We start from the raw sequence: 25,284 nt of genomic DNA on the forward strand, positions 1-25,284 counted from the left end.
GAACGCCGGCGCTTACTGCTCGACGAAGCGCACGCGCCGCGTGATCGAGCAGGTCAGCTCGTAGCCGATGGTGCCGGCGGCGTCGGCGATCGTTTCGGCCGGAAGTTCCGGTCCCCACAGCGTGACCGCATCGCCGACGCGCGCATCGGGCACGCCGCGCAGATCGAGCGTCATCAGGTCCATCGACACCCGCCCGATCACCGGCACGCGGCGGCCGCGCACCAGCACCGGCGTGCCCGCCGGCGCGTGACGCGGATAGCCGTCGCCGTAGCCGATCGCGGCCACGCCCACCGGCATGTCCTCCGGGCACCGCCAGGTGGCGGAGTAGCCGATGCATTCGCCTTGGCGGATCCGGTTGATCGCGATCAGGCGGGTGGACAGCGTCATCGCCGGCCGCAGGCCGAAATCGGCGCCGGTGGTGCCGGCCACCACCGACAGCCCGTACAGCGCCCCGCCCGGACGCACCCAGTCGGCGCTGGCGTCGCGCCAGCCGAGCACCGCGGCCGAATTCGCGAGCGAACGCAGGCCCGGCAGTCCCGCGGTCGCCTCGTGGAAGATGCGGATCTGCTCGCGGGTCTGCCGGCCCTGCGTCGGGCTGTCGGCGAATTCGTCGGAGCTGGCGAAATGGGTCATCAGAACGATCTCGCCGACCGCCGGCATCGCCGCCAGCCGCGCGTGCACCTCGCGCACCGTCTCCGGCGCGAAGCCGAGGCGATGCATGCCGGTGTCGACCTTCAGCCAGCACGGAATCGCGTCGCCCGGCGCGGCCTGCTCCAGCATCTCCAGTTGGCTGGCGTGATGCACCACGGTCTGCACGCCGAGCTGGCGCAGGCGCGGCAGGTCCTCCGGCTCGTCGAACCCGGACAGCAGCACGATCGGCTGCGACAGGCCCGCCGCGCGCAGACGCTCGGCGTCCGACAGCGCCGCCACGCCGAACGCATCGGCGCCGGTCAGCGCCCGCGCGACGCGCTCGAGCCCGTGTCCGTAGCCGTCGGCTTTCACCACCGCCATCACCCGGCTGCCCGGCGCCCGCAACCGCACCTGACCGAGGTTGTGGCGCAGCGCGTCGATGTGGACGGTGGCGGACGTGGGACGGGCCATGAGGAAGGCGCAGGGCGGCGAACGGAGCGCGCATTGTCCGCGCTTTCGCGGCGAATCCCAACGCTCGCCGCCACGCCGGCGCCGAAGCGCCGCACCTCAGGCGGCGTCGGCCTGCGTCGGGTCGTCGGCCAGCGCCGCGCGCGGCGTCGGCACCACCTGGGGCGGCTGCGCGCGGGTGGCGCGGGCGATCACCTCGTGCGCCAGCGCGGCATCGTCGAGCTGCGCCGGATGGAACCCCGGACGCAGGTAGGCCGCCAGATGCCGCAGCGTGCGCGCGGCCATGCCGTGGCCGGGCCCGAGGTGCCGCCAGAGCGCGCGCCAGGTCGCGCGCCGGAACAGCAGCCCGTCCTGGGCCAGGAACCGCAGCATGCCGAAGCTCATCACGGTATAGAACAGCGACGCCGTCAGCGCGCAGCCGAGCGCCCGCAGCAGCCAACTGCGCGAGACCGTGTTCAGCACGTCGTAGGCGACCGCCTTGTGCTCGATCTCCTCGGCGAAATGCCACTCCATCAGCACGCGCATGTCCGGATGGGCGCGCTCGAGGATGCGTTGGCGCAGGAACTCATGGCCGAGATAGGCGTTGATGTGCTCCACGCAGCTCACCAGCGACAGGCGCAGCGCGAGCGGCGCGATGCGGTCCATCACACGGAACACCAGGCGGTCGATCGCCCGCTCGAAGCCGCGGTAGCGGTAGCCCTGGGCGTCGAGATTGCGCCAGTAGCGCTTGTGCGCCACCCCGTGCTGCGCTTCCTGGTGGATGAAGGCGACCGCCTGCTCGCGCAGCGGCGCGGGCAGGCGCGGCAGGCAGGCCTTGAGGGTGCGGATGTAGAACGCCTCGTTGGCCGGCACCAGCACCGTGTAGGTGTTGAGGATCGAGGAGACGACCGGATCGCCCGGCAGCCAGTGGCGCGGGATCTCGAGCGGCAGGTCGGGCAGGAAACGGCGGGGAACGACGGTGGTCATGGCGGCGCACTCCCTTACGCGGGCCCGATCATCGCACGGCTGCGCCGCGACGGTGCGCCGCCCGGCGGCGCACGGCGTCGGAACGTCAGGACGTCATCCGGTCCCAGAAGCCGCGCACGCCGTCCAGGAAGGTCGAGGAACGCGGCGAATGGCGGCGGGCGTTTTCGCCGGTGAAGGTGGCCTCGAACTTCTCCAGCAGCTCGCGCTGCTCGGCGGTCAGATTGACCGGCGTCTCGACCACGATGCGGCAGTACAGGTCGCCGCGCTTGCGGCTGCGCACCGAGCGCACGCCCTTGTCGCGCAGACGGAACAGCTTGCCCGTCTGCGTCTCCGGCGGGATGCGCAGCTCCACGTCGCCCTCCAGCGTCGGCACCTGAATGGTCGCGCCGAGCGCGGCCTGCGAGAAGCGCACCGGCACCTCGCAGTGCAGGTCATCGCCGTCGCGCTGGAAGATCTCGTGCTCGCGCACACGCACGTCGATGTACAGGTCGCCCGGCGGCGCGCCGGGCGCGCCGGCCTCGCCCTCGCCGGCCAGACGGATGCGGTCGCCGGTGTCGACGCCGGCGGGCACCTTCACCGACAGCGTGCGCGTCACCTCCACCCGCCCCTGCCCGTGGCAGTCGCCGCACGGCGCGCTGATGACCTGGCCGCGACCGCCGCAATGCGGGCAGGTCTGCTGCATCGAGAAAATGCCGCGCTGGAAGCGGACGTTGCCGCGACCGTGGCAGGTCGGACAGGTCTCGAGCTTGCCGTCCGCCGACCCGGTGCCGTCGCAGGTTTCGCAGTTGTCCAGGGTCGGCACCTGGATCTGCTTCTCGATCCCGGCCACCGCCTCCTCCAGCGACAGCTCCATGACGTAGGCGATGTCCGCCCCGCGTCGCGGGCCGCGCGGCGCGCCGCCGCCGAAGATGTTGCCGAAGATGTCCCCGAAGATGTCGCCCATGTCGGCATAGCCGGGGCCGCCGCCGGCACCGCCCATGCCGTGCTCGAAGGCGGCGTGGCCGTGCTGATCGTAGACGCGGCGCTTGTGCGGGTCGGAGAGGACTTCGTACGCCTCCTTGCACTGCTTGAACATCTCCTCGGCGTCCTTGTCGCCCGGATTGCGGTCCGGGTGGTACTTCATCGCGCAGCGGCGGTAAGCCTTCTTCAGCTCATCGTCGCTGGCGCTGCGGGAGACGCCGAGAACTTCGTAATAGTCGCGCTTGCTCATGGGCGGTGATCGGTGATCGGCGATGGGTGATTCGCGAAAGCAAGGCTCGGAGCCCCGGGCTTCGCAATGGAAAGAGCGAGGCCCGCGTCCCCGCTCTCCCGGATCGCGAATCCCGAATCACCGATCACGGCTTCTTGTCGTCCTTGACCTCGGTGAACTCGGCATCGACCACGTCGTCGGCCTTGGAGGCGCCCGCGGTCTCGGCGCCCGCGCCCGGCCCGCCCGCCGCAGCGGCGGCGAACAGCGACTGCGCGGCCTCCTCGAGCGCGCGGCTCTTGGCCTCGATCTGCGCCTTGTCGTCGCTCTTCATCGCCGATTCGAGATCGGCGATCGCGCTCTCGGTGCGGCCGATCACGTCGCCCGGCACCTTCGAGCCCTGCTCCTTGATGGCATTGCGCGCCATGTGGATCAGGTTGTCGGCGTGGTTGCGCGCGGTGACCAGCTCCTGGAACCTGCGGTCCTCCTCGCGGTGCGCCTCGGCGTCGCGCACCATCCGCTGGATCTCGTCCTCGGACAGGCCGGAGCCGGCCTTGATCTCGATCCGCTGCTCCTTGCCGGTCTTCTTGTCCTTGGCGGACACGTGCAGGATGCCGTTGGCGTCGATGTCGAAGGTGACCTCGATCTGCGGCATGCCGCGCGGCGCCGGCTCGATGCCGGTCAGGTCGAACTTGGCGAGCGACTTGTTGTAGCGCGCCTGCTCGCGCTCGCCCTGCAGCACGTGCACGGTCACCGCCGACTGGTTGTCCTCGGCGGTGGAGAACACCTGCGAGGCCTTGGTCGGGATCGTGGTGTTCTTCTCGATGATCTTGGTGAACACGCCGCCGAGCGTCTCGATGCCCAGCGACAGCGGGGTGACGTCGAGCAGCAGCACGTCCTTGACGTCGCCGGCCAGCACGCCGCCCTGGATCGCCGCGCCGATCGCGACCGCCTCGTCGGGGTTGACGTCCTTGCGCGGCTCCTTGCCGAAGAACTCGGCCACCGCCTGCTGCACCTTCGGCATGCGGGTCTGGCCGCCGACCAGGATCACCTCGGTGACGTCGCTCGCGCGCAGGCCCGCATCGTTGAGCGCGATGCGGCACGGCTCGATCGTCTTCTTGATCAGATCGTCCACCAGCGCCTCGAGCTTGGCGCGGGTCAGCTTGATGTTCAGGTGCTTCGGCCCGGAAGCGTCGGCGGTGATGTACGGCAGATTGACCTCGGTCTGCTGCGCGCTGGAGAGCTCGATCTTGGCGCGCTCGGCGGCGTCCTTCAGGCGCTGCAGGGCGAGCGGGTCCTTGCGCAGGTCGATGCCCTGGTCCTTCTGGAACTCGTCGATCAGGTAGTCGATCACGCGCTTGTCGAAGTCCTCGCCGCCGAGGAAGGTGTCGCCGTTGGTGGCGAGCACCTCGAACTGCTTCTCGCCGTCGACTTCGGCGATCTCGATGATCGACACGTCGAAGGTGCCGCCGCCGAGGTCGTACACGGCGATCTTGCGGTCCTTGCCGGCGTTCTTGTCGAGGCCGTAGGCCAGCGCGGCGGCCGTGGGCTCGTTGATGATGCGCTTGACCTCCAGGCCGGCGATGCGGCCGGCGTCCTTGGTGGCCTGGCGCTGGCTGTCGTTGAAGTAGGCCGGCACGGTGATGACCGCCTCGGTCACCGGCTCGCCGAGATAGGCCTCGGCGGTCTTCTTCATCTTCTCGAGCACGCGCGCGGAGATCTCCGGCGGCGCCATGCGCTTGCCGTCGGCGGTCTCGACCCAGGCGTCGCCGTTGTTGTGCTCGACGATCCTGTACGGCACGAGGTCGATGTCCTTCTTGACCTCGGCGTCGGTGAACTTGCGGCCGATCAGGCGCTTCACCGCGTAGAAGGTGTTCTTCGGATTGGTGACCGCCTGACGCTTGGCCGAAGCGCCGACCAGCACCTCGCCGTCCTTGGTGAAGGCGACGATAGACGGCGTGGTGCGGTCGCCTTCGCTGTTCTCGATGACCTTGACGTTGCCGCCTTCCATGACCGCGACGCACGAGTTGGTCGTGCCGAGGTCGATACCGATGATCTTGCCCATGTTGCGTGCTCCCGGATGTCGTGATCGCGTGGGGCCCGTGCGGCCCGATGGGGCCTATCTGGGGCCGCCGGCGGCGCGTTCAAGCGCCTGCCGATGCGCTCCTCAGCCGTCCGCGTCCCGGCTCACCACCACCAGCGCCGGCCGCAACAGGCGGTCGTTCAGCAGCCAGCCTTTCTGGTAGACCTGCACCACGTGGCCGGCCGGATGTTCGGCGGTCTCGACCATGCTCATCGCCTGATGCTGCTCGGGGTTGAACGGCTGGCCGACCGGATCCAGCGCGCTCAGGCCGTGGTCGGCGGCGACCTTCAGCAACTGGCGCAGGGTCAGCTCCATGCCCTCGCGAAGCGCGCCGGCGTCCGCGGCGGCGGCCTTCAGGCCGGCCTCGAGGCTGTCGATCACCGGCAGCAGATCGGCCAGCAGCCGCTCGTTGGCGAAGCGGCGCGCGGTCTCGATCTCGCGCGCCAGCCGCTTGCGCTGGTTGTCCAGATCGGCGCGCTCGCGCAGCGCCTCCTCGCGCACTTGCGCGAGCTCCGCGCGGAGCTGCTCCACCTGCACGTCCGGCGGGGCCGCATCCGGGCCCGGCGCGCTGCCGTTCTGCCCATTGGCGTGGTCCGCCGCCTGCTGCATCGGTTCGTTGGTCATGGTCGCCTGGAAATCGGAAAAAAGAAGGTCGGCGCGCACGCGGCGCGCAACGAGGGGGTCATGGGGGCCTGCCGGCCGGGATTCAAGCCGGTGGGGTCACGGCTCCGGGTGCAGGGCCGCGCCGAGCACGTCGGCCGCGGCCTGCACCACCGGAATGATGCGGTCGTAGGCCATGCGGGTCGGGCCGATCACGCCGAGCACGCCCAGCACCTGCCCGCCCGCTGCGTAGGGTGCGGTCACCAGCGACAGGCCCTCCAGCGGCGCCAGGCCGGTTTCCTCGCCGATGAAGATGCGCACGCCCGGCGCCTGGATGGTGCGCTCCAGAAGCTGCAGGATCTCGCGCTTGCGCGCGAAGGCGTCGAACAGTTCGCGCAGGCGGTCGAGGTCGGCCAGGTCCTGCACCCCCATCAGCCGCGTCTGGCCGGCCACGACCATGTCGTCGTTGCCGGGCGTGAGCGCCTGCTCGGCCAGTTCGACCGAGCGCGCCAGCACGCGCTGCATCTCGTCGCGCGCCGAACGCAGCTCGCGCACCAGCCGGACGCGGATTTCGGCCAGGGTCCGCCCGGCGAAGTGGATGTTCAGGTAGTTGGCGATGCGTTCCAGCTCGCCGGCGTCGTACGGCCGCCGGGTCTGCAGCAGCCGGTTCTGGACGTCGCCGTCGGCGAACACCACGATCGCCAGCACCCGCTGCGCCTCGCCGTCGGCGCCGTCGAGCGGCACGAAGTCGATCCGCCGGAACGCGAACTGCTCGCGTCGCGGCACGCTCACCACGCCGACGAAATGCGTCATCGCCGACAGCAGCTGCGAGGCGTTGTCCAGCAGCGCCTGGGTGCCGGAGCCGGCCGGCAGCCGGTCGCGCAGGCGCGCCACCTCCTCCTCCGGCAGCGGCTGCACCTGCAGCAGCGCATCTACGAACAGCCGGTAGCCCTGCGCGGTCGGCACCCGCCCGGCGGAGGTGTGCGGCGCGCTCAGCAGGCCGGCATCCTCCAGGTCGGCGAGGATGTTGCGGATCGTCGCCGGACTGACGTCCAGCCCGGCATGGCGCGCGAGCGTCTGCGAGCCGACCGGCTCGCCGCTGGCGATGTAGCGCGCGATCAGCGTCCGCAGCAGCTGGCGGGCGCGCGGGTCGTGCAACGGGTCGGCGGGTTTGCGGGCCATGGCCGCCGGTATAAGACGGGGCGGTGCGTCAGGCAAGCGGGCCACGATGCGCGTGGATGACCGGTCAAGCCGGCGCGCGGCGGCGCCCGTCTTGGCCGGTGAGACGGCGCCCGGCACAATCCCCGCCTCATGCTGCTGCACCTCGCCCTCAAGCACTTCGCCGTGGTGGAGTCGGCCGAACTCAGCTTCGGCCGCGGTCTGACCGTGATTTCCGGCGAAACCGGCGCCGGCAAGTCGCTGCTGGTGGACGCGCTCGGCCTGCTGTCGGGCCTGCGCGCCGACAGCGGCGTGGTGCGCCACGGCGCCGACCGCGCCGAGCTCGCCGCCGAGTTCGCGCTCGGCGACGTGCCCGCCGCGCGCGCCTGGCTGCGCGAGAACGCGCTGGACGAGGACGATGCCTGCCAGTTGCGCCGCGTGATCCGCGCCGACGGCGGCTCGCGGGCGTGGATCAACGGCCGCCCGGTGACGCTGGCGCAGCTCACGGAGCTGGCCGGCCTGCTGGTGGAGATCCACGGCCAGCACGAGCACCAGGCGCTGCTGTCGAAGACCAGCCAGCTCGCGCTGCTCGACGCCTACGGCCGTACCGATGCCGAGCGCGCCGCGGTCGAGGCCGCCGCACGCGAGTGGAGCGCGTTGCTGCGCGAGCGCGAAACGCTGCTCGCCCAGGGCGACGTCGGCGATCGCATCGAATGGCTGGCCCACCAGTTGCGCCAGCTCGAGAGCGAGGCGCTCGATCCCGACAGCCTGGCGAAGCTCGACGCCGACCATCGCCGCCACGCCAACGCCGCCGGCCTGATCGCCGCCTGCGACAGCGCCTTCGCCCGCCTCGGCGACGACGACGGCGGCGCCTCGGTCGCCCGCACGCTGCAACAGGTGCGCGGCGACCTGGCGCGGGTGATCGAGCATGAGCCGCGGTTGGCCGAAGTGGACGCGATGCTCGAACAGGCGGCGATCCAGATCGACGAGGCGCTGCTGCTGCTGGAGCGCGTGCGCGGCGATCTCGACCTCGACCCGGACGCGTTCGAAGCGATCGAGCGTCGCCTCTCGCGCATCCACGAACTGGCGCGCAAGCACCGCGTGCCGCCGGAGCAGCTCGCCGCCCATCGCGACCAGCTCGCGGCGGAACTCGACGCGCTGCGCGGCGCCGGCGACCGCCTCGACCGCCTCGACGCCGAGATCGAAAGCGCACGGGCGCGCTGGCGGACAGCCGCCGCGGCGCTCGGCGCGCGCCGGCGCGACGCCGCGCGCGCGCTGGCGGAGGCGACCACCGCGTTGATCGCCGAGCTCGGCATGGGCGGTGGCCGTTTCGAGGTGCAGATCGAGCCGCAGGAGAGCGAGCGGCCCGATCCGCTGGGCGCCGAGCGCGTCGAATTCCTGGTCGCGGCCAACCCCGGCCAGCCGGCGCGGCCGCTGCGCAAGGTCGCCTCCGGCGGCGAACTGTCGCGGATTTCGCTCGCGATCGAGGTCGCCGCGCTCGGCGTCGATGCGGTACCGACGATGGTGTTCGACGAGGTGGACACCGGCATCGGCGGCGCGGTGGCCGAGATCGTCGGCCAGAAGCTGCGCGCGCTCGGCGCATCGCGCCAGGTGCTGTGCGTCACCCACCTGCCGCAGGTCGCCGCCCAGGGCCACGCGCACTACCGCGTCAGCAAGACCGCCAGCGACGGCGTCACCCAGAGCGCGGTGCGCAGGCTCGACGAGACCGAGCGCGAGGAGGAGCTGGCGCGCATGCTCGGCGGCGTCGAGCTGACGCGCGAGGCGCGCGCGGCGGCCAAGCGGCTGCTGCGCAATGTGGCGTGAGCGCGGGTCGGGAGCGCCGCAGGAACGGGCTTCGGTCGCGACCCGCATGCCGGTGCAGGCGCGGCTTCAGCACGTAGCCCGGCCAAGCGGATCGCACCCGGGGCGGGGTGCCAGAAACCCGAATGCGGCATCCGGTGGCGGCTGAAGCCGCTCCTGCAGGAAACCGCGGTACGCCCTCACCGCTGCGGCGGCAACCGGCTGAACGCCAGCGCGCGGTGCGCGGAGATGCCGTGCCGCTGCTCGTCCTCGAGCGGATGGCCGGTGCCGATCAGACGGAAGGTCGGGCGCATCTCGTCGTGCAGCCGCACCCGCACCGCCAGCCCCTCGGAGCTCACCTCGAACAGATGCGGCACGTGGTTGGCGAGTTCGCCGTCCAGCTCGGGCAGACGGTCGTTGCCGCGCTCGTCCCACATCCGGCGCGCGAGCTGCCAGTCGGCGCGCTCCAGACGCACCCAGGCGCCGATCGAGTAACGCTCCTGCAGGCCGTGCACGGGCAGCGGCAGCAGCCCGCGCATGTAGAACTGCTCGCCGCCGATGGCGCAGAAGCTGGTGTCGCAGAACGTATCCGGCGCGCTGCGGGCGTCGGCATCGAGGCGCCGGAACGGTTCGGGCCAGCGGAACGCGAGCGCGGGTTCGTCGAGCGTCACCCACTCGCCGCAGCAGGAGCAGCGCACCAGCGCCGCATGGTGCCGGATCGCCTCAGCCACGCTTGCGCCGCACGTAGAGGACCAGCGAGTGCTCCTCGATCTCGTAGCCGTACTTGGCCGCGACCTGACGCTGCAGCTCCTCGATTTCGGGGCTTTCGAACTCGATGATCTTGCCGGTTTCCAGATCGACCATGTGATCGTGGTGCGTGCCGCGGTCCAGTTCGTAGACCGACTGCCCGGACTCGAAGTTGTGCTTCAGCACGAGGCCCGCGTTCTCGAACTGCGTGAGCACGCGGTAGACGGTCGCAAGGCCGATCTCCTCGCCCTCTTCCAGAAGCTGGCGGTAGATGTCCTCCGCCGTCATGTGGCGCGACTTGGCGTTCTCGAGCAGCTCGAGAATGCGCATGCGCGGATGGGTCACCTTCAGGCCGGCGCGGCGCAGATCCTGCGATTCCATGAGCCCCTCGTCTGCTCGTTCGATGGCGGCGGGAGAGGACGCAACGCCGGGTGAACGCGGCACCGGCGAAAGCGCGTCGCGACGCTTCCAGTGTATCATCCGGCGCTCACGCGAACTCCGGTCCGGACCGCTCCGATGCGCAAACTCGTGCTCGTTCTTCTCACCGCCCTCGTGACGTCGGGCTGCGGAATCCTGTACCGGCAGCCGATCTACCAGGGCAACCTGCTGGAGAAGAGCGCGGTCGACCAGTTGCAGCCGGGCATGAGCAAGCAGCAGGTGTTGAACCTGCTCGGCACGCCCTCGATCGCCGATCCGTTCCATCACTCGCGCTGGGACTACACCACTTCGCAACGGGTGGGCCGTCGCGGCGCGGCTGAAGTGAAGAACTTCGTGCTGCACTTCGAGGGCGACCGGCTGGTGCGCTGGGAAGGCGACTACTTCCCCGAGCAGGACGAGCAGCTCGCGCGCAGCGCGATCCGCCAGTTCGGCCCGAACCTGCCGAAGGAAAAGGACAAGGACCGCCGACGCCGGCGCTGACGCTCAGCGCGGTTCCGGGTTGCGGCGCGCGGCGACGCGACGCCGCCGCGCCTCCTTCGGGTCGATCAGCAGCGGTCGCAGCACCTCGACGCGGTCGCCGTCCGCGAGCGGCGCATCCGCCGCGACGCGCACGCCATGCACCGCGCACGGCGCATCCGGCGCAAGGCCGGCCGCGCTCAGCGCATCGCGCACGCAGGCGCCTGCCGGCAGGTCGAGCGCGATCGACTCGAACCTCCGCGGCCACGCGCGCACGACGGTGACCGCCGGCATCAGGCGGGCTCCCTGTCCGCGACGCGGACGAAGTCGTCGACCATGCGATCGGCGAGCCCCTGGAAGCCGACCGCCAGCGCCGGCGAAAGCAGCTTCACCGCGGGCTCGAAGTCGAGCGTCAGCGTCACCTTGCACGCCGATTCGTCCAGCGAGTGGAACTCCCACCGGCCGTTGAGGCGGCGGAACGGGCCGTCCTCGAGCGTCAGGTCGATGTGGTGCGGCGGCACCAGCGTGTTGCGGGTGACGAACCAGGTGCGCAGCGCGCCGATCTTCACGTCGAGCCGCGCCACCACCATGTCCTCGCCCTGCTCCAGCACCTGCGCGGACTCGCACCAGTCGAAGCGGCGCGGATAGGCGGCCACGTCGTTGACCAGCGCGAACATGCGCGCGGCGGCGTGTTCGACCAAGGCGGAACGGCGGATGGACGGCATGCTTGGGTCGGCCCGCGTCATCGGGGACAATGCCCGGATGACGACGCAATCGAAAAAGGCCGCCAAGGATAAGGGAAAGGGCGGCGCCGGCGGCACCATCGCGCTGAACAAGCGCGCCCGCCACGAATACCACCTCGAGCAGCGCTACGAGGCCGGGCTGGCGCTGCAGGGCTGGGAGCTGAAGGCGATCCGCGCCGGCCGCGCCAACATCGGCGAGGCCTACGCGCTGATCCGCGACGGCGAGCTGTTCCTGTTCAATGCCCAGATCACGCCGCTGATCTCCGCCTCCACGCACGTGATCCCGGAAGAGCGGCGCACGCGCAAGATGCTGCTGCACCGGCGCGAGATCGACAACCTGATCGGCCGCGTCCAGCGCGAGGGCTATACGCTCATCCCCACCGCGCTGTACTGGAAGGGCAACCGCGTCAAGGCGGAGCTGGCCCTCGCCAAGGGCAAACGCGAGCACGACAAGCGCGACGCCAGCCGCGAGCGCGACTGGCAGCGCGAGAAACAGCGGGTGATGCGGCGCCACAACCGCGACGCCTGAGCCGGCCGGCGGCGCTCAGCCGACGCTGCCGCCCGCGTCCTCCGCGGAGTAGGCCGGCGCTTCGACCTGCGCCGACGCGCCCGGCAGCGTGAAGTAGAACGTCGCACCCACGCCTTCCTGGCCTTCGGCCCGGATGGAACCGCCGTGGCGCTCGACGATGCGCTTCACCGACGCCAGCCCGATGCCGTGACCGGCGAACTCGTTGGCGCCGTGCAGGCGCTGGAACGGCCGAAACAGCTTGTCGGCATAGGCGGCGTCGAAGCCGGCGCCGTTGTCGCGCACGCAATACTCCACCAGCCCCTCGCGGTTGAGCCGCGAGTGGAACTCGATGCGCGCGCGCTCCCGCTGCCGGGTGAACTTCCACGCGTTGCCGAGCAGGTTGGCGAGCAGGTTGCGCAGCAGCGTGGCGTCGCCCGTGACGGTCATGCCCGGCGCGATGACCACGTCCACCTGCCGCTGCGGCTCGGCCATGCGCAGCTCCTCGATCACCTCGGTCGCCATCCGGGTGAGGTCCACGCGCTCGAGCTTCAACTCGCTGCGCGCAAGCCGCGACATCTTCAGCAGCGCCTCGATCAGCTCGCCCATGCGCGCGGCGGCCTTGCGGACGCGGTTGAGGTAGCCGATGCCGGCCTCGTCCAGGCGCGCGCCGTAGCGCTCCGCGAGGATGCGGCTGAACCCCTCGATCGCCCGCAGCGGCGCGCGCAGGTCGTGCGAGACGCTGTAGGCGAAGGCTTCCAGCTCCTGGTTGGCCTGCTTCAGCTCGCGCGTGCGCGCTTCCACGCGCGCTTCCAGCGTGCGGTTGAGCGCGCGGATGCGGGCTTCGGCGAGCAGGCGCTCGGTGACGTCCTCCACCTGCACCAGCCCGGTGATGTCCTGGCCCAGGTTGCCGGGGATCGGCGCGTAGGTGAGCTGCACATGGCGCGAGATGCCGCCCTCGCGACGCAGGCGCCGCGTCGCGCGGTAGACGCCGCCGCGGAAGTTGAACGGCGGATCCGGCGGCAGGCTCGGATCGCGATCGAACATCGACTCGAACGGCACCCCGACCAGCGCCTCCGGCTTGAGGCCGACGATCTCGCCGAAGGCGGGGTTGACCTCGACGATCTTCCCTTCGCTGTCCAGCATCGCCTTGCCGATCGCCGAGTACTGCATCGCCACGCGGAAGCGCATCTCGCTGCGGCGGAAGTCCTCGGTCATGCGCTCGGCGAGCCGCCGCGCGCGCGCCTCGGTGTGCGCCAGCACGCCGGCGATCGCCGAAAGCAGCAGCGCGCTGAACAGCCCCAACTGCAGCATCTGGTCCAGCGTGGCGAGCTGCGGCGCGGCGCGGTGCAGCGGCGGCGACTCGAAATCGATCCGCCAGCGCCGCCCATAGGCCAGCAGTTCGCGCGAGTGCAGGAACGCCGGCTGTTCGCCCGCACGCGCGGGGCGACCGTAGCTCGCGAGCAGTTCCGGCCGGTCGGTGACGTCGTAGAGGCGGAAGTGATCGCCCTCCTCCGCCGGCGGACCCAGCACGCTCTCCAGGAACGGATCGACGCGGAAGGTCAGCGACACCCACCCCTGCAACGCGCGGCGGCGCGCCTCGACATCGGCGGGTTGTTCGCCGCCGCGATACACCGGATAGACCAGGCCGTGCCCCACGCGCCGGCTGTCGGGGCCGTCAGGCAGCAACTGCATGGGGGCGCTCAGGCTGGGTTCGCCGCTGTCCATCGCGCGCAGCAGCACGTCGCGCCGGCGCGGCTCGGACAGCAGGTCGAAGCCGACCATGCCCTGGGTGTTGATCGTCTGCGGCTCGAAATAGAGGATCGGCGCGTAGGCCGGCCGGTCGCCGGCGGGGCGGACGTCCAGCACGCCGTAACCGGCGCTGCGCCACTCCCGCTTCAGGTCTTCCAGGCGGTTGTGCTGCACATAGCCGACGAAGCCGAGCCCCACCACCGCCGGGAAACGCTCCGACAGCTTCATGCCAGCGACATAGTCGCGCCATTGCGTGGGCGTCGGCCGGGCGACCGAGGCCACCAGCGAAACGCCGCTGCGCGCCAGCAGCTCGTACTGGTTCAGGCGCTGCACCAGCAGCGACACGGTCTTCTCGCTGCTGGCAACGAACTCCGCACGCGCGGAGTTCATCTCCCGCTCGCGGGCGATCATCCAGATCGCCATCACGAACGCCACCGCGCCGACCAGTACGATCAGCGCCCACACGTACCCGTGCCGCGAGAGCGGCTGGTCCAGAGGCGGCGATCGACCGGGTTCCCCGTGCACGGCTTCATTCATTCGTCACGATGGTAAACGGGGCAAGCGCGAGCGCCACGTGAACGGCGCCGTGCGCGCACCTTGTGGGGAGGCCCGCGAGCCTTATACTGCGACCGTCAGCGCGTTACGAGTTCCCCGGGGGTGCACTGGCTTCGACGGGGGTCGCGAAATTGCCTGGCGCATGCCGAGGGGGTGGCTTTCCTCGTTAATCCAGCTACAAACCTATAGTTGCCAACGACGACAACTACGCTCTGGCCGCCTAAGGCCTAGCCCCGAAACCGCTTGTGCCCGTGCTCGCGGCGTAGGGTCATCATCACGGGATCGCCGATGACGGCTGCCTGTCAGGCATCGGCTAACTCGAAACAGGCTGGCTTCGGGATGCGCTTGGCGCATCGTGCTGTCCCGGAGCGAGACCCAACGGTGCGCTAAGCATGTAGTGCCAGGGATGGAGTGCCTTCGGACGGCGGTTCGACTCCGCCCACCTCCACCAACACGACAAAAGGCCAGCAGTCCGCTGCTGGCCTTTTTTCTTGGCCGCTGCGGGCGGCTCCCCAAGCTCGGAGAGCGACTGGGGCATGTGGCGTACCGGCGTGCCGACGCGTCAGCGGCTTCGCCCGACCGCCCACGGCGTGCGATCAGACCGAGCGGCGCCACGCGACGGTCAGGCAGTGGGCCCGAGGCCTCGGCCGGCCGCGGCGGTCCGATCCTCGCCCGGCTGCGGTGCCGCATGCGCGTCCGCGCGCATCGCCCACGCCCGGACGGTCTGGTGATGGATCGACCATGCCGCCCATGCGGATTGCGCCCAGCGCCGGACCATGTCGGCATGCGCGGCGAGGGTCCGGGTCTGCCACACGTCGCGCACGGTGATCTCGCCGGGCGAGGCGGGAGGGTCGAGCCATTCGAAGGTGCGCTTGATGGCGCCGGCCCTCAGCATCGCCTCGTTCGCTCGCTGCGGGGTCAGGCCGTGCTCCAGGAACAGGCACAGGCGGATCAGGTGCACCCCCACCGACTGGATGCTCTGGCGGGAGGGAACGCCCGGGTGCTGGACCGCATACGCGTCCACGCTCAAGCGGTGCGTGGGCTGGAGCAGCGGCTCGCTGTATTCGCGCGCCAGAACCTCGCCGAACGCCGCCCAGCACGCCGGCGACGAGGCCATGTAGCGATGCACCGGACCGTCGCCGCGCGGGAACGCGGCGCCGCAACCCGGGCAGCTTTCGAGTTCGTGGTTCGTCATGGTGGGTGATCCGTCGACGTCAGCATACGCGTTGACGGACGCCGCCGATGCGCTCGCAAGACGCGGCGAGCCGGGATGCCGCGTGCGCAGACGGAAGGCCCGCTCGCGCGTGCCTTCCGTCGTCCGGCGAGCCGTCAGTCGGCCTTGAGCAGTGCGGCGGTGGCGAGCGCGGGCGTGGGCTCGCGGTCGAGGCCGCGGGCTCGGCGCACGGCGCGGCGGGTCGCCAGGCGCAGGTCGTCGAGGATGGCGTAGATGGTCGGCAGGAACAGCAGGCTGACCACGGTGGAGAACGCCAGCCCGCCGGCGATCGCGCGCGCCATCGGGAAGTACGGTGGGCCGTCGCCGCCGATCTGGGTGTCGGTCATCGCGATCGGCACCATCGCCAGGATCGCCGTGCCCATCGTCATCAGGATCGGGCGCAGGCGTTCGCGGCTGCCTTCCACCAGCGCCTCCGTGCGCGACAGGCCGCGGCGGCGCAGGTTGTTGATGTGCTCGATCATGACGATGCCGTTGTTCACCACCACGCCCATCAGCACCAGGATGCCGATGAAGGCCATGATGTTGAACTCGGTGCCGGTGGCCCAGAACAGCCAGAACACGCCGAACACCGAGAACAGCACGCCGGACATGATGGCCGAGGGGAACAGCAGCGACTCGAACACCGCCGCCATCACCACGTAGATCATCACCAGCGCGATCAGCAGGTTGAACATCATCTGCTTGCTCGCCTCGGCCTCGTCCTCGAACCCGCCGCCCTCGAAGGTGTAGCCGTAACCGGCCGGGAACGGGAACGCCTTCAGCACCTCCTCCATCGCCTTGCGGGCTTCGGGCATCGTGGTTTTGCCGTTGAGGTTGGCCTGCACGACCAGAGTGGTCTGGCGGTTGGCGCGGCGGATCTCGGTCGCCGACGGCGTGACGCTGACGTCCACCATCGCCAGCAGCGGCACCTGGCGCCCGTCGGGCGCGCGCACGGTGAAGCTGGCGATGTCGTTGACGCCGTACTGCTCGGCGCCGGCGAAACGCACCCACACCGGCACTTCGGTGTCGCCGCGGCGGAACTCGCGCAGCGGCGCGCCGCGCAGCGCCAGGCCCACGAACTGCGAGACCTGCTGCGCGCTGAAGCCGAACGCCGCCGCGCGCTCGCGATCGACGCGCACGTTGAGCTCGCTGTTCTGGTCGCCGGCGTCGATGCGGACGTCGCGCAGCTCCTTGCGCCGGGCCAGCAGCGGGACGAGGTCGCGACCCAGTTCGGCCAGGGCTTCCGTGGAATCCCCGACCAGTTGCACCTGCACGTTCTGTCCCGGCGGGCCGCCGCCGCCCGGACCGCCTTGGTCGCCCACGCCGATGGTGGCGCGCGCCGACTTCGGCAGCTCCTTGCTGATCCGGTCGATCAGCGGCTTCAGCTCGTCGACCGACTCGTCGAAGGTGATGCGGGTTCCCGCGCCGCCGACCTCGCTGTACCAGGAATAGATCTGCGTCAGCTTGAAGCGTTCGCGGTTGGCGTCGAGGAAGTTCTCCACGCGCGCCACTTCCTCGGACATCTGCTCCTTCGTGTAGCTGCCCTTCCACTGGTAGAAGATGTTGGTCTCGCGGCCTTCCTCGCCGCCGAACATGTTCTTTTTGGTGAGCACCATCGGCACCAGGCTGATGGCGACGATCAGCGCGATGCCGGCGACGCTCCAGCCGCGGTGGGCCAACGTCCAGCGCAGCAGGCGGGCGTAGCGGTCCTGCAGGCGCGGGATCAGGCCGTTGGGACTGCGCACGGCCGGCGGCGTCTTCAGCCGCGCCGAGATCATCGGGATCAGGCTGATGGCGACCAGCCACGAGGCCAGCAGCGACACCGAGATCGTGATCGCGATCTGCGCGAGATAGATGCTGAGGAAGTTGCGCTCGCCGAACAGGTTCGGCACGAACACGATGCAGTGGCAGAGCGTGCCCGCCGACAGCGCGATGGCCACGTGCTTGGTGCCGAGGATCGACGCCAGCCGCGGCTGGTCGGGCATCTTCTCGCGCTCCTGGTAGATGCTTTCGACGACGACCACCGCGTTGTCGACCAGCATGCCCACCGCCAGCAGCAGGCCCATCATCGACAGGATGTTGAGCGTGACGCCGGCGAAGTACATGAAGCCCAGCGTCATCACGAAGCAGATCGGAATCGCCAGCGTGACCATCAGCGTCGACGGCCAGTGGCGCAGGAAGAAGTAGAGCACGATGATCGACAGCACCAGGCCGATCGCGCCGGCCTCGGCGAGCTCCAGCAGCGAGCTGGTGACGTTCTCGCCCTGGTTCTCGATGATCTTCACCTGGATGCCGCGCAGCGCGGGCGCCTGGCGGATCTTCTCGACCTCCTCCAGCGCCAGCCGCGACACCTCCACCAGATTGGCGCTGCGCTCCTTGAAGATGTCGATGCCCACCGCCGGCCGGCCGTCGAGGCGGCGGCCGTAATCCATGCGCGCGGGCTTCAGGCGCACGTCGGCGATGTCGCCGAGACGCACGGTCGGGGTGATCTTCAGCTCGCGCAGTTGCGCCAGATCGGTGAGTTCGCCGACCGGCTGCACGCGCAGGCGCCGGCCGCCGTCCTCGATCTCGCCCGCGGAGACCGAGAAGTTCACCGCCTGCAGGCGCTGGGTGAGATCGTTGAGGCTGACGCCGTGCGCGGTCAGGCGGTCCGGATGCACCGCGACCTCGACCTCGTTCGGCGGCGCGCCGGAAACGTCCACCCGCGCCACGCCGGGGATGCGTTCCAGCCGCCGCTTGAACTCGCGGTCGATCAGGTCGTACTCGCGCGTGAGGTCCATGTCGCCGGCCAGACGCACGCGCAGGACGGGCTGGTCGGTGGTGGAGAACTTCAGCACGAAGTAGCGCTGCAGATCGTCCGGCAGATCGTCGCGGATGGCGTCGATGCGTTCGCGCGCTTCCGAGGCGGCGATGGCGATGTCGCGCTCCCAATCGGAGAACTGCAGGAACACGTTGGCGCCGTCCGCGCGCGCGCTCGAGTCCATGCGCTTGATGCCGCTCATGGTCGAAAGCGCCTCTTCCACCGGCCGCAGCACGGTGCGCTCCACTTCCTCCGGCGTGGAACCGCTGTACGGCAACTGCACGAAGATGAAGGGCGGCGAGACCTCGGGAAAGGCCTCCAGCGGCAGACGCACGGCGGCGATCAGCCCGATGACGAACATCGAGATGAAGAACATCACCGCCGTGACCGGCCGACGGATGCTGAGTTCGGCGATGCCGCTCATCTCAGTGCGCCTCCCCCGTCAGCGGATCCTGGTCGTGCGCGAGCTTGTCGGCGGCGGCTTCCTCGTCGCGCCGCGCGCGGCGCGCGCGTTCGACGTAGTAGCCGTCGGCGCGGCGGTCGAGCAGGTCGTAGACCACCGGGATGACCACCAGCGTCAGCAGCGTGGACATCAGCAGCCCGCCGATCACCGTGATCGCCATCGGCGCGCGCACTTCCGCGCCCTCGCCCATCGCGATCGCCAGCGGCAGGAAGCCGAACAGGGTGCAGGCGGTGGTCATGATGATCGGCCGCAGGCGCGAGCGCGCGCCCTCCACCAGCGCCTCGCGCTTGGCCACGCCGGCCTCGCGCAACTGGTTGACCTTGTCGATCAGGATGATTGCGTTCTTGGTCACCAGGCCGACCAGCAGGATCAGGCCGATGAACACCACCACCGACACCGGCGAGTTGGTCAGCAGCAGCGCGAGCGCGGCGCCGACCAGCGCCAGCGGGATGGTGAACAGGATCACGAACGGGTGCAGCAGCGACTCGAACTGCGACGCCATCACCAGGTAGACGAGGAACACCGCCAGCCCGAACGCGAACAGCAGCGAACCGATCGATTCGGCCAGCTCCTCGCCCTGACCGCCGATGTGCATCGAGACGTCCGCGCCGAGCGGGCTTTCGGCGACCATCTCCTGCACTTCCTGCACGGCCGTACCGAGGTCGATGTCGCGCAGGTTCGCCGACACGATCGCCACCCGCACCTGGTCGGAGCGGTGGATCTCGCTCGGGCCGGTGGTGGCCACCACGTCGGCCACCGACTCCAGCGTCACCGGATTGCCGCTGCCGGGATTGACGATCAGCCGGCGGATGCTCTCCACCGTGGCGCGGTCGTCTTCCTGCGCGCGCACGAGCACGTCGATCTTGCGGTCGCGGAAGGAGTAGCGCGTGGCCACTTCGCCGCGCACCTTCTTCACCACCGCGTCGGCGATCTGCCGCGTGGTGAGGCCCAGCGACGCCGCGCGCTCCTGATCGAAGCGGATCTGGATCTCGGGGAACCCCTGCTCGACCGTCGACTTGACGTCGGCGTAGTGCGGATTGGCCCGCAGCAGCGCCGCCATCTTCTGCCCGGCGCGCTGGATGGCCTCCAGATCGGCGCCGCGCAGTTCGATTTCCAGCGGCGTGGAGAAGCTGAACAGCTCGGGGCGGCTGAAGTCGACCTGCGCCGACGGATGCTTGGCCATCGTGCCGCGCAATTTCTCCGTGAGTTGCGCCTCCAGCTCGGGGCTGCCGCCGCCGGCCATCACGATGCTGAGTTTGCCGATGTTCTCGCCGCTTTCGGTCGGATTGGCATCCAGCCGGGTGCCGCTGCCGCTGACGCCGAACAGCGCGCGGATGCCGTCCTCCTTCGCGTGCGCCTCCTGGAGCTGGCGCACGAGGCGGTCGGTCTCGCGCAGCGGCGTGCCGGGCGGCAGTTTGACCGTCATCTCGAAGCGGTCCTGCGCCAGTTGCGGGATCAGATCGGTGCCGAGCATCGGCACGATCGCCGCCGCCAGCGCGAACGCCGCACCCGCCACGCCGAGCACCAGCCCCGGGCGGTCGAGCGCGCCCGGCAGCAGCCGCAGATAGCCGCGCTCGGCGCGCCCGTACGGCGCCATCGCGATGTCGCTCAGCTTGCGCATCACCGGCGCGACCAGGCGCACCAGCACACGCCAGACGCGCACCACGCTCCAGGCCGCGGCGAAGAACGCGAAGCCGATCGCCGCCTTGATGCCGCGGCCGGTATAGACCAGCGGCTTCTGCCAGCGCGAACGCGGCGCGCCGCGTTCGGGCGCCGGCTCGTCGGCGAACGCGAGCGGCGGGCGGCCCTTCAGCGCGCTCAGCATCGGAATCAGCGTCATCGACACCACCAGCGAGATGCCGACGGCGAGCGCCACCGTCATCGCCTGGTCGCGGAAGAGCTGGCCGGCGATGCCCTGCACGAACACCAGCGGCAGGAACACCGAGATCGTCGTCAGCGTCGAGGCGACCACCGCCATGCTGACCTCGCGCGTGCCTGCGATCGCCGCCTCCAGCACGCCGAGCCCGCGTTCGCGCGCCTTGGCGATGCTCTCCAGCACCACGATCGAATCGTCCACCACCAGACCGGTCGCGAGCGCGAGGCCGCCGAGCGACATCACGTTCAGGCTCAAGCCGAGCTGGTCCATGAAGAAGAACGTCGCGACGATCGACACCGGCAGCGACAGCGAGATCACGAACGTGCTCCAGCCGTCGCGCAGGAACAGGAAGATGATCAGGATCGCCAGCACGCCGCCGATCACCGCGTCCTTCTTGACGTCGCCGATGGCGTGGCGGATGAACTGCGACTGGTCGTCGATGACGGTCAGCTCGACGTCGCGCGGCATCTGCTCGCGGATCTGTTCGAGCCGCTTCTGCACCGCGTCGGCGGTGGACACCGTATTGGCGTCGCCTTCCTTGTAGATGGCGATCTCCACCGCCTCCTTGCCCGCCAGACGGATGATCGATTCGCGCTCCTTGTAACCCTGGCGCACCTCGGCGATGTCCTTCAGCCGCACCGGCATGCCGTTGGCCGCGCCGCCGGCGCTGCCGGAGGTGGCGTTCTGCACCTGCATCGCGGCGGCCAGCGCGGCCGGATCGCCGGTGGCCGCCGCCACACGCGCCATCTGCTCGGCCGCGGTCGCGGCCTCGCCGCCGCCGGCGGAGCGCGTGGTGACCAGCATCTCGCGGATCTCCGGCACGCTGGCGAACTGGTTCACCGTGCGCACCAGATAGCGCTGCGAGCCCTCCTCCAGCCGGCCGCCGGAGATGTTGATGTTCTCCTGCTGCAGGCGGGTGATGACCTGATCGATCGACAGCCCGAGCTGGGCCACCTTCTGCTGGTCGATCTCGACCTGGATCTCGTCCTCCAGACCGCCGCCGACCTTCACCGCCGCCACGCCCTCGACCGGTTCGAGCTTCTTCTTCAGGTCCTCGTCGGCGTAGCGGCGCAGCTCGGTGAGCTGGCGGATCTCATCGCCCTGCCCCTTGGCCGACAGCGCCAGACGCAGGATCGGCTCGGTGGACGGATTGAAGCGCAGCAGGACCGGCGCTTTCGCCTCCAGCGGAAGCTGCAGGACCTCCAGCTTGTCGCGCACGTCGAGGCTCGCCTTGTCCATGTCGGTACCCCAGGCGAACTCGAGCACGACGTCGCTCTGCCCCGTCCGCGACACCGAGCGCAGCTTGCGCAGCCCCTTGACCACGCCGACGGCCTCCTCGACCGGCTCGGTGATCAGCGTCTCGATCTCCGCCGGCGCGGCGCCGGTGTATTCGGTGCGCACCGTCAGCGTCGGATAGCTGAGATCGGGCAGCAGGTTGACCTTCAGGCTGCCCAGCGCGATCAGGCCGAACAGCACGAAAGTGAGCGTCACCATCGCCACCGTGACGCGGCGGCGCGTGGAGAACTCGACCAGGTCGAACCCGGTCGCCTTGGACAAGCGGTCGAAATGGCTCACGCGCGGCCTCGTGCGGTATCAGCGCTTGGCGGTGGACGCGGCGCCGGCGACCGGCTTGCCGCTGGGGTCGATCACCTGCACCAGCGTGCCGTCGCGCAGCGCGGCCTTGCCGGCGGTCACCACCGGCTCGCCCTCGCGGACGCCGGCGCGCACCTCGGCCCACTCGCCGTCCAGATAGCCCAGCTTGACGGGCACGCGCACCGCCTTCCTCTCGCGCACCACGTACACGGCCGGATCGCTCTCGTCGTCCAGCAGCGCCGCGCGCGGCACCACCAGCGCGTCGGCGCGCTGGTCGTAGTCGACCCGGATGCGGCCGAACATGCCCGGCTTGAGCACGCCGCCGCCCTCGAACGAGGCGACCACGCGGAACGTGCCGCTGCCGGAATCGACCACCGGCGAGACGCGATCGACCGTGCCCTTGAAGGTCTGGCCCGGCAGCGCGTCGACCGCCAGCATCACCGGCAGACCGGCCTTCAGCGTCGCCAGCTCGCGCTCGGGCACGTTGAGCACCGCCTCCAGCCGCGAGGTGTCGACGATGCGCATGATCGGCGTGTTGATCTGCACGAAGTTGCCGGTCTTGATCGAACGCGAGGCGACCACGCCGGAAATCGGCGCCACCACGGTCGTGTACGAGAGCTCCAGATTCGCCAGCCGGTTGGTGGCGCGGGCGTTCTCGAGGTCGTAGCGCAACTGGTCGAGATCGTTGGCGCTGATCAGGTTCTGCTTGGCGAGCTGCTGCGAGCGCGCGTAGTTGGCCTCGAGCTTGCGCAACTGCGCGGCCGACTGCGCCACCTGCAGCGCGTGGCGCGCCGAATCCAGCCGCAGCAGCGGCTGGCCGGCGCGCACCGTCTGCCCTTCCTCGACCAGCACCGCGAGCGCCACGCCGGAGGTCTTGGCGACCACCTGCGATTCCGCGCGCGCCTCCAGCGGCGCGGTGCCGGTGTAGCTGGCCGCGACCGCGCGCCGCGAGGCGCGCGCGATTTCGACCGGGACCGGGTCCGGCTCCTTCTTGGCGTCCGGACCGTTGGGCTTGGCCTGCGCGTCGGGCGCCGCGGACGGCCCGCCCTTGCAGGCGGCGAGCGCGAACGCGCAGAGCAGGAGGGCGGCGCCGCGGACCAGGACGCGGGCTCGGATCGAAGTGGACTGACGCATGGGATTCCCCGGCGGGATGCCTTGTGTGAAAGCGGTGTCTTGGGAAAACCCGGCCGTATGCCGGTGTTGTAGATAGGTATATCACCCCGCCTCACACACCCCATCGGCCGAAGGTCACGGTGACCTGCGTCATGCCGATTCGGGCGGTTCGCACCGGGCCATCATGGTTGGATGCACGAGACGCGCGCGTCGTTGCGTTCGCGCAAGGCTGAAGCGTTCGGGAACGCAGGCTATACTTGCCCACTTGTGTGCGTCGCCGACCGCGCGACGACCGCCAGCCGTTCTTCCCACTTGCTAGCCTGAGATTGCGGACCCCGACATGACGCGACCGCTGACGATCGCCGCCTGCACGCTGCTCACGACCGCCGTCGCGGCGGTTGCGCTGGCCCAGGCGCCTGCTGCCTCCACTTCTCCCGCCAATCCCCCCGCGGGCGACGCGTCGGCGCCGACGCCGACCGCGCTGAAGGGCGATCCGGCCCGCGGCAAGCAGCTCACCTACACGTGCCACGGCTGCCACGGCGTCGAGGGCTACAAGAACGCCTACCCGAGCTACCACGTACCGAAGATCGGCGGGCAGTCGCCGGAGTACCTGATCGCCGCGCTCAACGCCTACAAGCAGGGCACCCGCAAGCATCCGACCATGCAGGCGCAGGCGCAGAGCTTTTCCGACCAGGACATCGCCGACATCGCCGCCTTCCTGTCCAATCTGAAGTGAGCCGACGACCATGACGATCCATCGTTTCGCCATCGCCCTGCTCGTCGGCATCGCCCTGGCCGGGTGCGAGGAAGCCGCCAAGCCGCAACCCGGCGGCCGCGAGGCCTCGCAGCAGGAGCACGTGCTGCCGAAGTCGTCCTCGGCGGGCCTGCCGGACGGCAACGTGGCCGCCGGCCAGAAGCTCGCCACCGTCAAGGGCGCCAGCGGCCAGGCCTGCGTGGACTGCCACGGCGCGGCGGGCAATGCGCCGATCGATCCGAGCTATCCGCTGCTCGCCGGCCAGTACGCCGACTACATCGCCCACACCCTGCTGGGCTATCGCGACGGCCGTCGCGAGCACGCGCTGATGTCGCAGCAGGCCAAGGGGCTGTCCGACCAGCAGATCGCCGACCTGGCCGCCTACTTCGCCGCGCAGCGCGGCAAGCTGCGCGATCTGGAAGGTGCGCACAACTGAGCCCGGCCATCGCGCCGCGCCGTCGAGAATCCCCTCCCGCCGGAGGGGATTTTCGTTTGGGCCGTTCCGTGCCCCCCGTCGCGCGCCTTACCCACCCCCGTCGCCTCGGCGCAGGCCGGGGCGATTTGAGGGGTGCCAGCATTGGTCGAAATGGCTCCCGGCATTCGCCGGATGACGAGCGGGAAGGTCGCGGATGACGAGCGGGAACGTTCGCCGGGTGACGAGCGAGGAAAGTGAGCCGCCCCTCACCGCGCCCCAACCCCGTCGCCCCGGCGCAGGCCGGGGCCCATTGAGAATGGATGCCGGCATCGTCGCAATGATCCCGGCATTCGCCGGATGACGAGCGGGACCCGGCCGTCGTCGGATTGCGCATCCTCACCCGCCCGGTGGCCTGCCCGGGCGGACGCTGCCGTTGTCTTCCTGCAGATGCGGCTTGAACGGAATGTCCGGCGGCGGACGCGCGGTGGCGGGCTGCTCGTTCGCGTTCGGATTGCGCAGGCCGCAGCCGCCGCCGAGCTGCAGGACGGACACGACGCAGACGATCTTGCGGCTCGTGCCGGGGATCGGGATCGACACGGTCTGGACGCCGCGTCGCACCCATTCCGCCAGCAGCGTTTCGTGCGGCACCCAGTAGCGGTCGAACGCGGTCGGCTCGTAGTCGGTGGGCTTGCGCTTGAGCCAGGTGCCCGCGCGGTCGAGGTCGCGGATTTCCTCGACCGCACCCGGCGGCGGCCGTGCCGAAGACGAGCCCGGCGCATCGGCGAGGCGCACGCGCCCCTGGTCGTCGTACAGCCCGCCCTGCCCGGGGCGGCCGCCGGGGCGGTTGCGCGTCGAGTCGCCCCAGTCGTCGGCACGCGGGCCGGCGGTCGTGCCACCGGGCGGCGCGCGGCGGTCGCCGGACCCGGCATCGGCGGTCGGGCGCGCGGTGCCGGGTCCGGTGGCCGGCGCC

At 70.4% G+C, this 25,284-nt stretch carries 20 protein-coding genes, 1 other RNA gene and 1 pseudogene; 6 read left to right on the forward strand and 16 right to left on the reverse strand.

Annotated features, from left to right (window positions below; translation table 11 throughout):
- Positions 1-12: 12 nt before the first annotated feature.
- The 6 genes from alr to hrcA form a co-directional block, all read right to left on the reverse strand.
- Complete coding sequence (gene alr / locus FQY64_RS05665) at positions 13-1,101, reverse strand: alanine racemase (RefSeq protein WP_146472785.1); 1,089 nt, start codon at positions 1,099-1,101, stop codon at positions 13-15.
- A gap of 96 nt (positions 1,102-1,197) precedes the next feature.
- Positions 1,198-2,064, reverse strand: a complete 867-nt coding sequence (locus tag FQY64_RS05670; RefSeq protein ID WP_146472787.1) for a metal-dependent hydrolase — start codon at positions 2,062-2,064, stop codon at positions 1,198-1,200.
- A gap of 85 nt (positions 2,065-2,149) precedes the next feature.
- Entirely contained in the window at positions 2,150-3,274 is a 1,125-nt protein-coding gene (dnaJ, locus tag FQY64_RS05675; RefSeq protein ID WP_146472789.1) for a molecular chaperone DnaJ, read from the reverse strand.
- A 124-nt stretch (positions 3,275-3,398) separates the two neighbouring features.
- The gene (gene dnaK, locus FQY64_RS05680; RefSeq protein WP_146472791.1) at positions 3,399-5,315 is read right to left on the reverse strand and encodes a molecular chaperone DnaK; all 1,917 of its coding nucleotides are present in this window, start codon (positions 5,313-5,315) and stop codon (positions 3,399-3,401) included.
- Positions 5,316-5,417: 102 nt separating this feature from the next.
- The gene (grpE, locus tag FQY64_RS05685; RefSeq protein WP_308435001.1) at positions 5,418-5,942 is read right to left on the reverse strand and encodes a nucleotide exchange factor GrpE; all 525 of its coding nucleotides are present in this window, start codon (positions 5,940-5,942) and stop codon (positions 5,418-5,420) included.
- A 111-nt stretch (positions 5,943-6,053) separates the two neighbouring features.
- Positions 6,054-7,091: a heat-inducible transcriptional repressor HrcA gene (hrcA, locus tag FQY64_RS05690; protein WP_186760870.1), complete on the reverse strand. Its 1,038-nt coding sequence runs from the start codon at positions 7,089-7,091 to the stop codon at positions 6,054-6,056.
- 153 nt (positions 7,092-7,244) lie between these two features.
- Between hrcA and recN the strand changes: the two genes are divergently transcribed.
- Positions 7,245-8,915: a DNA repair protein RecN gene (gene recN / locus FQY64_RS05695; protein ID WP_146472797.1), complete on the forward strand. Its 1,671-nt coding sequence runs from the start codon at positions 7,245-7,247 to the stop codon at positions 8,913-8,915.
- Positions 8,916-9,091: 176 nt separating this feature from the next.
- Here recN and FQY64_RS05700 read toward each other — a convergent pair whose 3' ends face one another.
- Entirely contained in the window at positions 9,092-9,622 is a 531-nt protein-coding gene (locus FQY64_RS05700; RefSeq protein ID WP_146472799.1) for a DUF2199 domain-containing protein, read from the reverse strand.
- Entirely contained in the window at positions 9,615-10,019 is a 405-nt protein-coding gene (gene fur / locus FQY64_RS05705) for a ferric iron uptake transcriptional regulator (protein ID WP_146472801.1), read from the reverse strand. The genes FQY64_RS05700 and fur overlap by 8 nt, the downstream gene beginning before the upstream one ends.
- A 135-nt stretch (positions 10,020-10,154) precedes the next feature.
- Here fur and FQY64_RS05710 point away from each other — a divergent pair, with 135 nt between their 5' ends.
- Positions 10,155-10,556: an outer membrane protein assembly factor BamE gene (locus FQY64_RS05710; protein ID WP_146472803.1), complete on the forward strand. Its 402-nt coding sequence runs from the start codon at positions 10,155-10,157 to the stop codon at positions 10,554-10,556.
- Positions 10,557-10,559: 3 nt separating this feature from the next.
- Here FQY64_RS05710 and FQY64_RS05715 read toward each other — a convergent pair whose 3' ends face one another.
- A complete protein-coding gene (locus FQY64_RS05715; RefSeq protein ID WP_146472805.1) occupies positions 10,560-10,826 on the reverse strand; it encodes an RnfH family protein in 267 nt (88 codons plus the stop codon).
- On the reverse strand, positions 10,826-11,257 hold the full coding sequence (locus tag FQY64_RS05720; protein WP_146472807.1) for a type II toxin-antitoxin system RatA family toxin: 432 nt from the start codon (positions 11,255-11,257) through the stop codon (positions 10,826-10,828). The genes FQY64_RS05715 and FQY64_RS05720 overlap by 1 nt, the downstream gene beginning before the upstream one ends.
- A 37-nt stretch (positions 11,258-11,294) precedes the next feature.
- On the opposite strand from FQY64_RS05720, the gene smpB reads away from it, so the two are divergent.
- Positions 11,295-11,804: an SsrA-binding protein SmpB gene (gene smpB, locus FQY64_RS05725; RefSeq protein ID WP_146472809.1), complete on the forward strand. Its 510-nt coding sequence runs from the start codon at positions 11,295-11,297 to the stop codon at positions 11,802-11,804.
- A gap of 15 nt (positions 11,805-11,819) precedes the next feature.
- Here the strand turns inward: smpB and FQY64_RS05730 are convergent, their stop codons facing one another.
- Positions 11,820-14,069, reverse strand: coding sequence for a CHASE domain-containing protein (locus FQY64_RS05730; RefSeq protein ID WP_146472811.1), 2,250 nt, complete (start codon positions 14,067-14,069; stop codon positions 11,820-11,822).
- 116 nt (positions 14,070-14,185) lie between these two features.
- Here FQY64_RS05730 and ssrA point away from each other — a divergent pair.
- Positions 14,186-14,538, forward strand: a transfer-messenger RNA (tmRNA) gene (gene ssrA / locus FQY64_RS05735).
- 171 nt (positions 14,539-14,709) lie between these two features.
- On the opposite strand, the gene FQY64_RS05740 is transcribed toward ssrA, so the two are convergent.
- From FQY64_RS05740 to FQY64_RS05755, 4 genes are all read right to left on the reverse strand, one after another.
- Positions 14,710-15,282 (reverse strand): DUF5946 family protein, encoded by a 573-nt coding sequence (locus FQY64_RS05740; RefSeq protein WP_146472813.1) that lies wholly within the window; start codon positions 15,280-15,282, stop codon positions 14,710-14,712.
- A 134-nt stretch (positions 15,283-15,416) separates the two neighbouring features.
- Complete coding sequence (locus FQY64_RS05745; protein ID WP_146472815.1) at positions 15,417-18,524, reverse strand: efflux RND transporter permease subunit; 3,108 nt, start codon at positions 18,522-18,524, stop codon at positions 15,417-15,419.
- Between the two features lies 1 nt (position 18,525).
- Positions 18,526-22,014, reverse strand: coding sequence for an efflux RND transporter permease subunit (locus FQY64_RS05750; protein ID WP_229814838.1), 3,489 nt, complete (start codon positions 22,012-22,014; stop codon positions 18,526-18,528).
- Positions 22,015-22,032: 18 nt separating this feature from the next.
- Positions 22,033-23,166, reverse strand: coding sequence for an efflux RND transporter periplasmic adaptor subunit (locus tag FQY64_RS05755; protein ID WP_146472817.1), 1,134 nt, complete (start codon positions 23,164-23,166; stop codon positions 22,033-22,035).
- Between the two features lie 319 nt (positions 23,167-23,485).
- On the opposite strand from FQY64_RS05755, the gene FQY64_RS05760 reads away from it, so the two are divergent.
- Both FQY64_RS05760 and FQY64_RS05765 read left to right on the forward strand, forming a co-directional pair.
- Positions 23,486-23,881, forward strand: a complete 396-nt coding sequence (locus FQY64_RS05760) for a c-type cytochrome (protein WP_146472819.1) — start codon at positions 23,486-23,488, stop codon at positions 23,879-23,881.
- 10 nt (positions 23,882-23,891) lie between these two features.
- On the forward strand, positions 23,892-24,335 hold the full coding sequence (locus FQY64_RS05765) for a c-type cytochrome (protein ID WP_146472821.1): 444 nt from the start codon (positions 23,892-23,894) through the stop codon (positions 24,333-24,335).
- A 375-nt stretch (positions 24,336-24,710) separates the two neighbouring features.
- Here the strand turns inward: FQY64_RS05765 and FQY64_RS14730 are convergent.
- Positions 24,711-25,284 (reverse strand): annotated as a pseudogene (locus FQY64_RS14730) (hypothetical protein); the annotation flags it as partial.

Source organism: Vulcaniibacterium thermophilum, assembly GCF_007923255.1.
Classification (GTDB): domain Bacteria; phylum Pseudomonadota; class Gammaproteobacteria; order Xanthomonadales; family Xanthomonadaceae; genus Lysobacter_F; species Lysobacter_F thermophilum.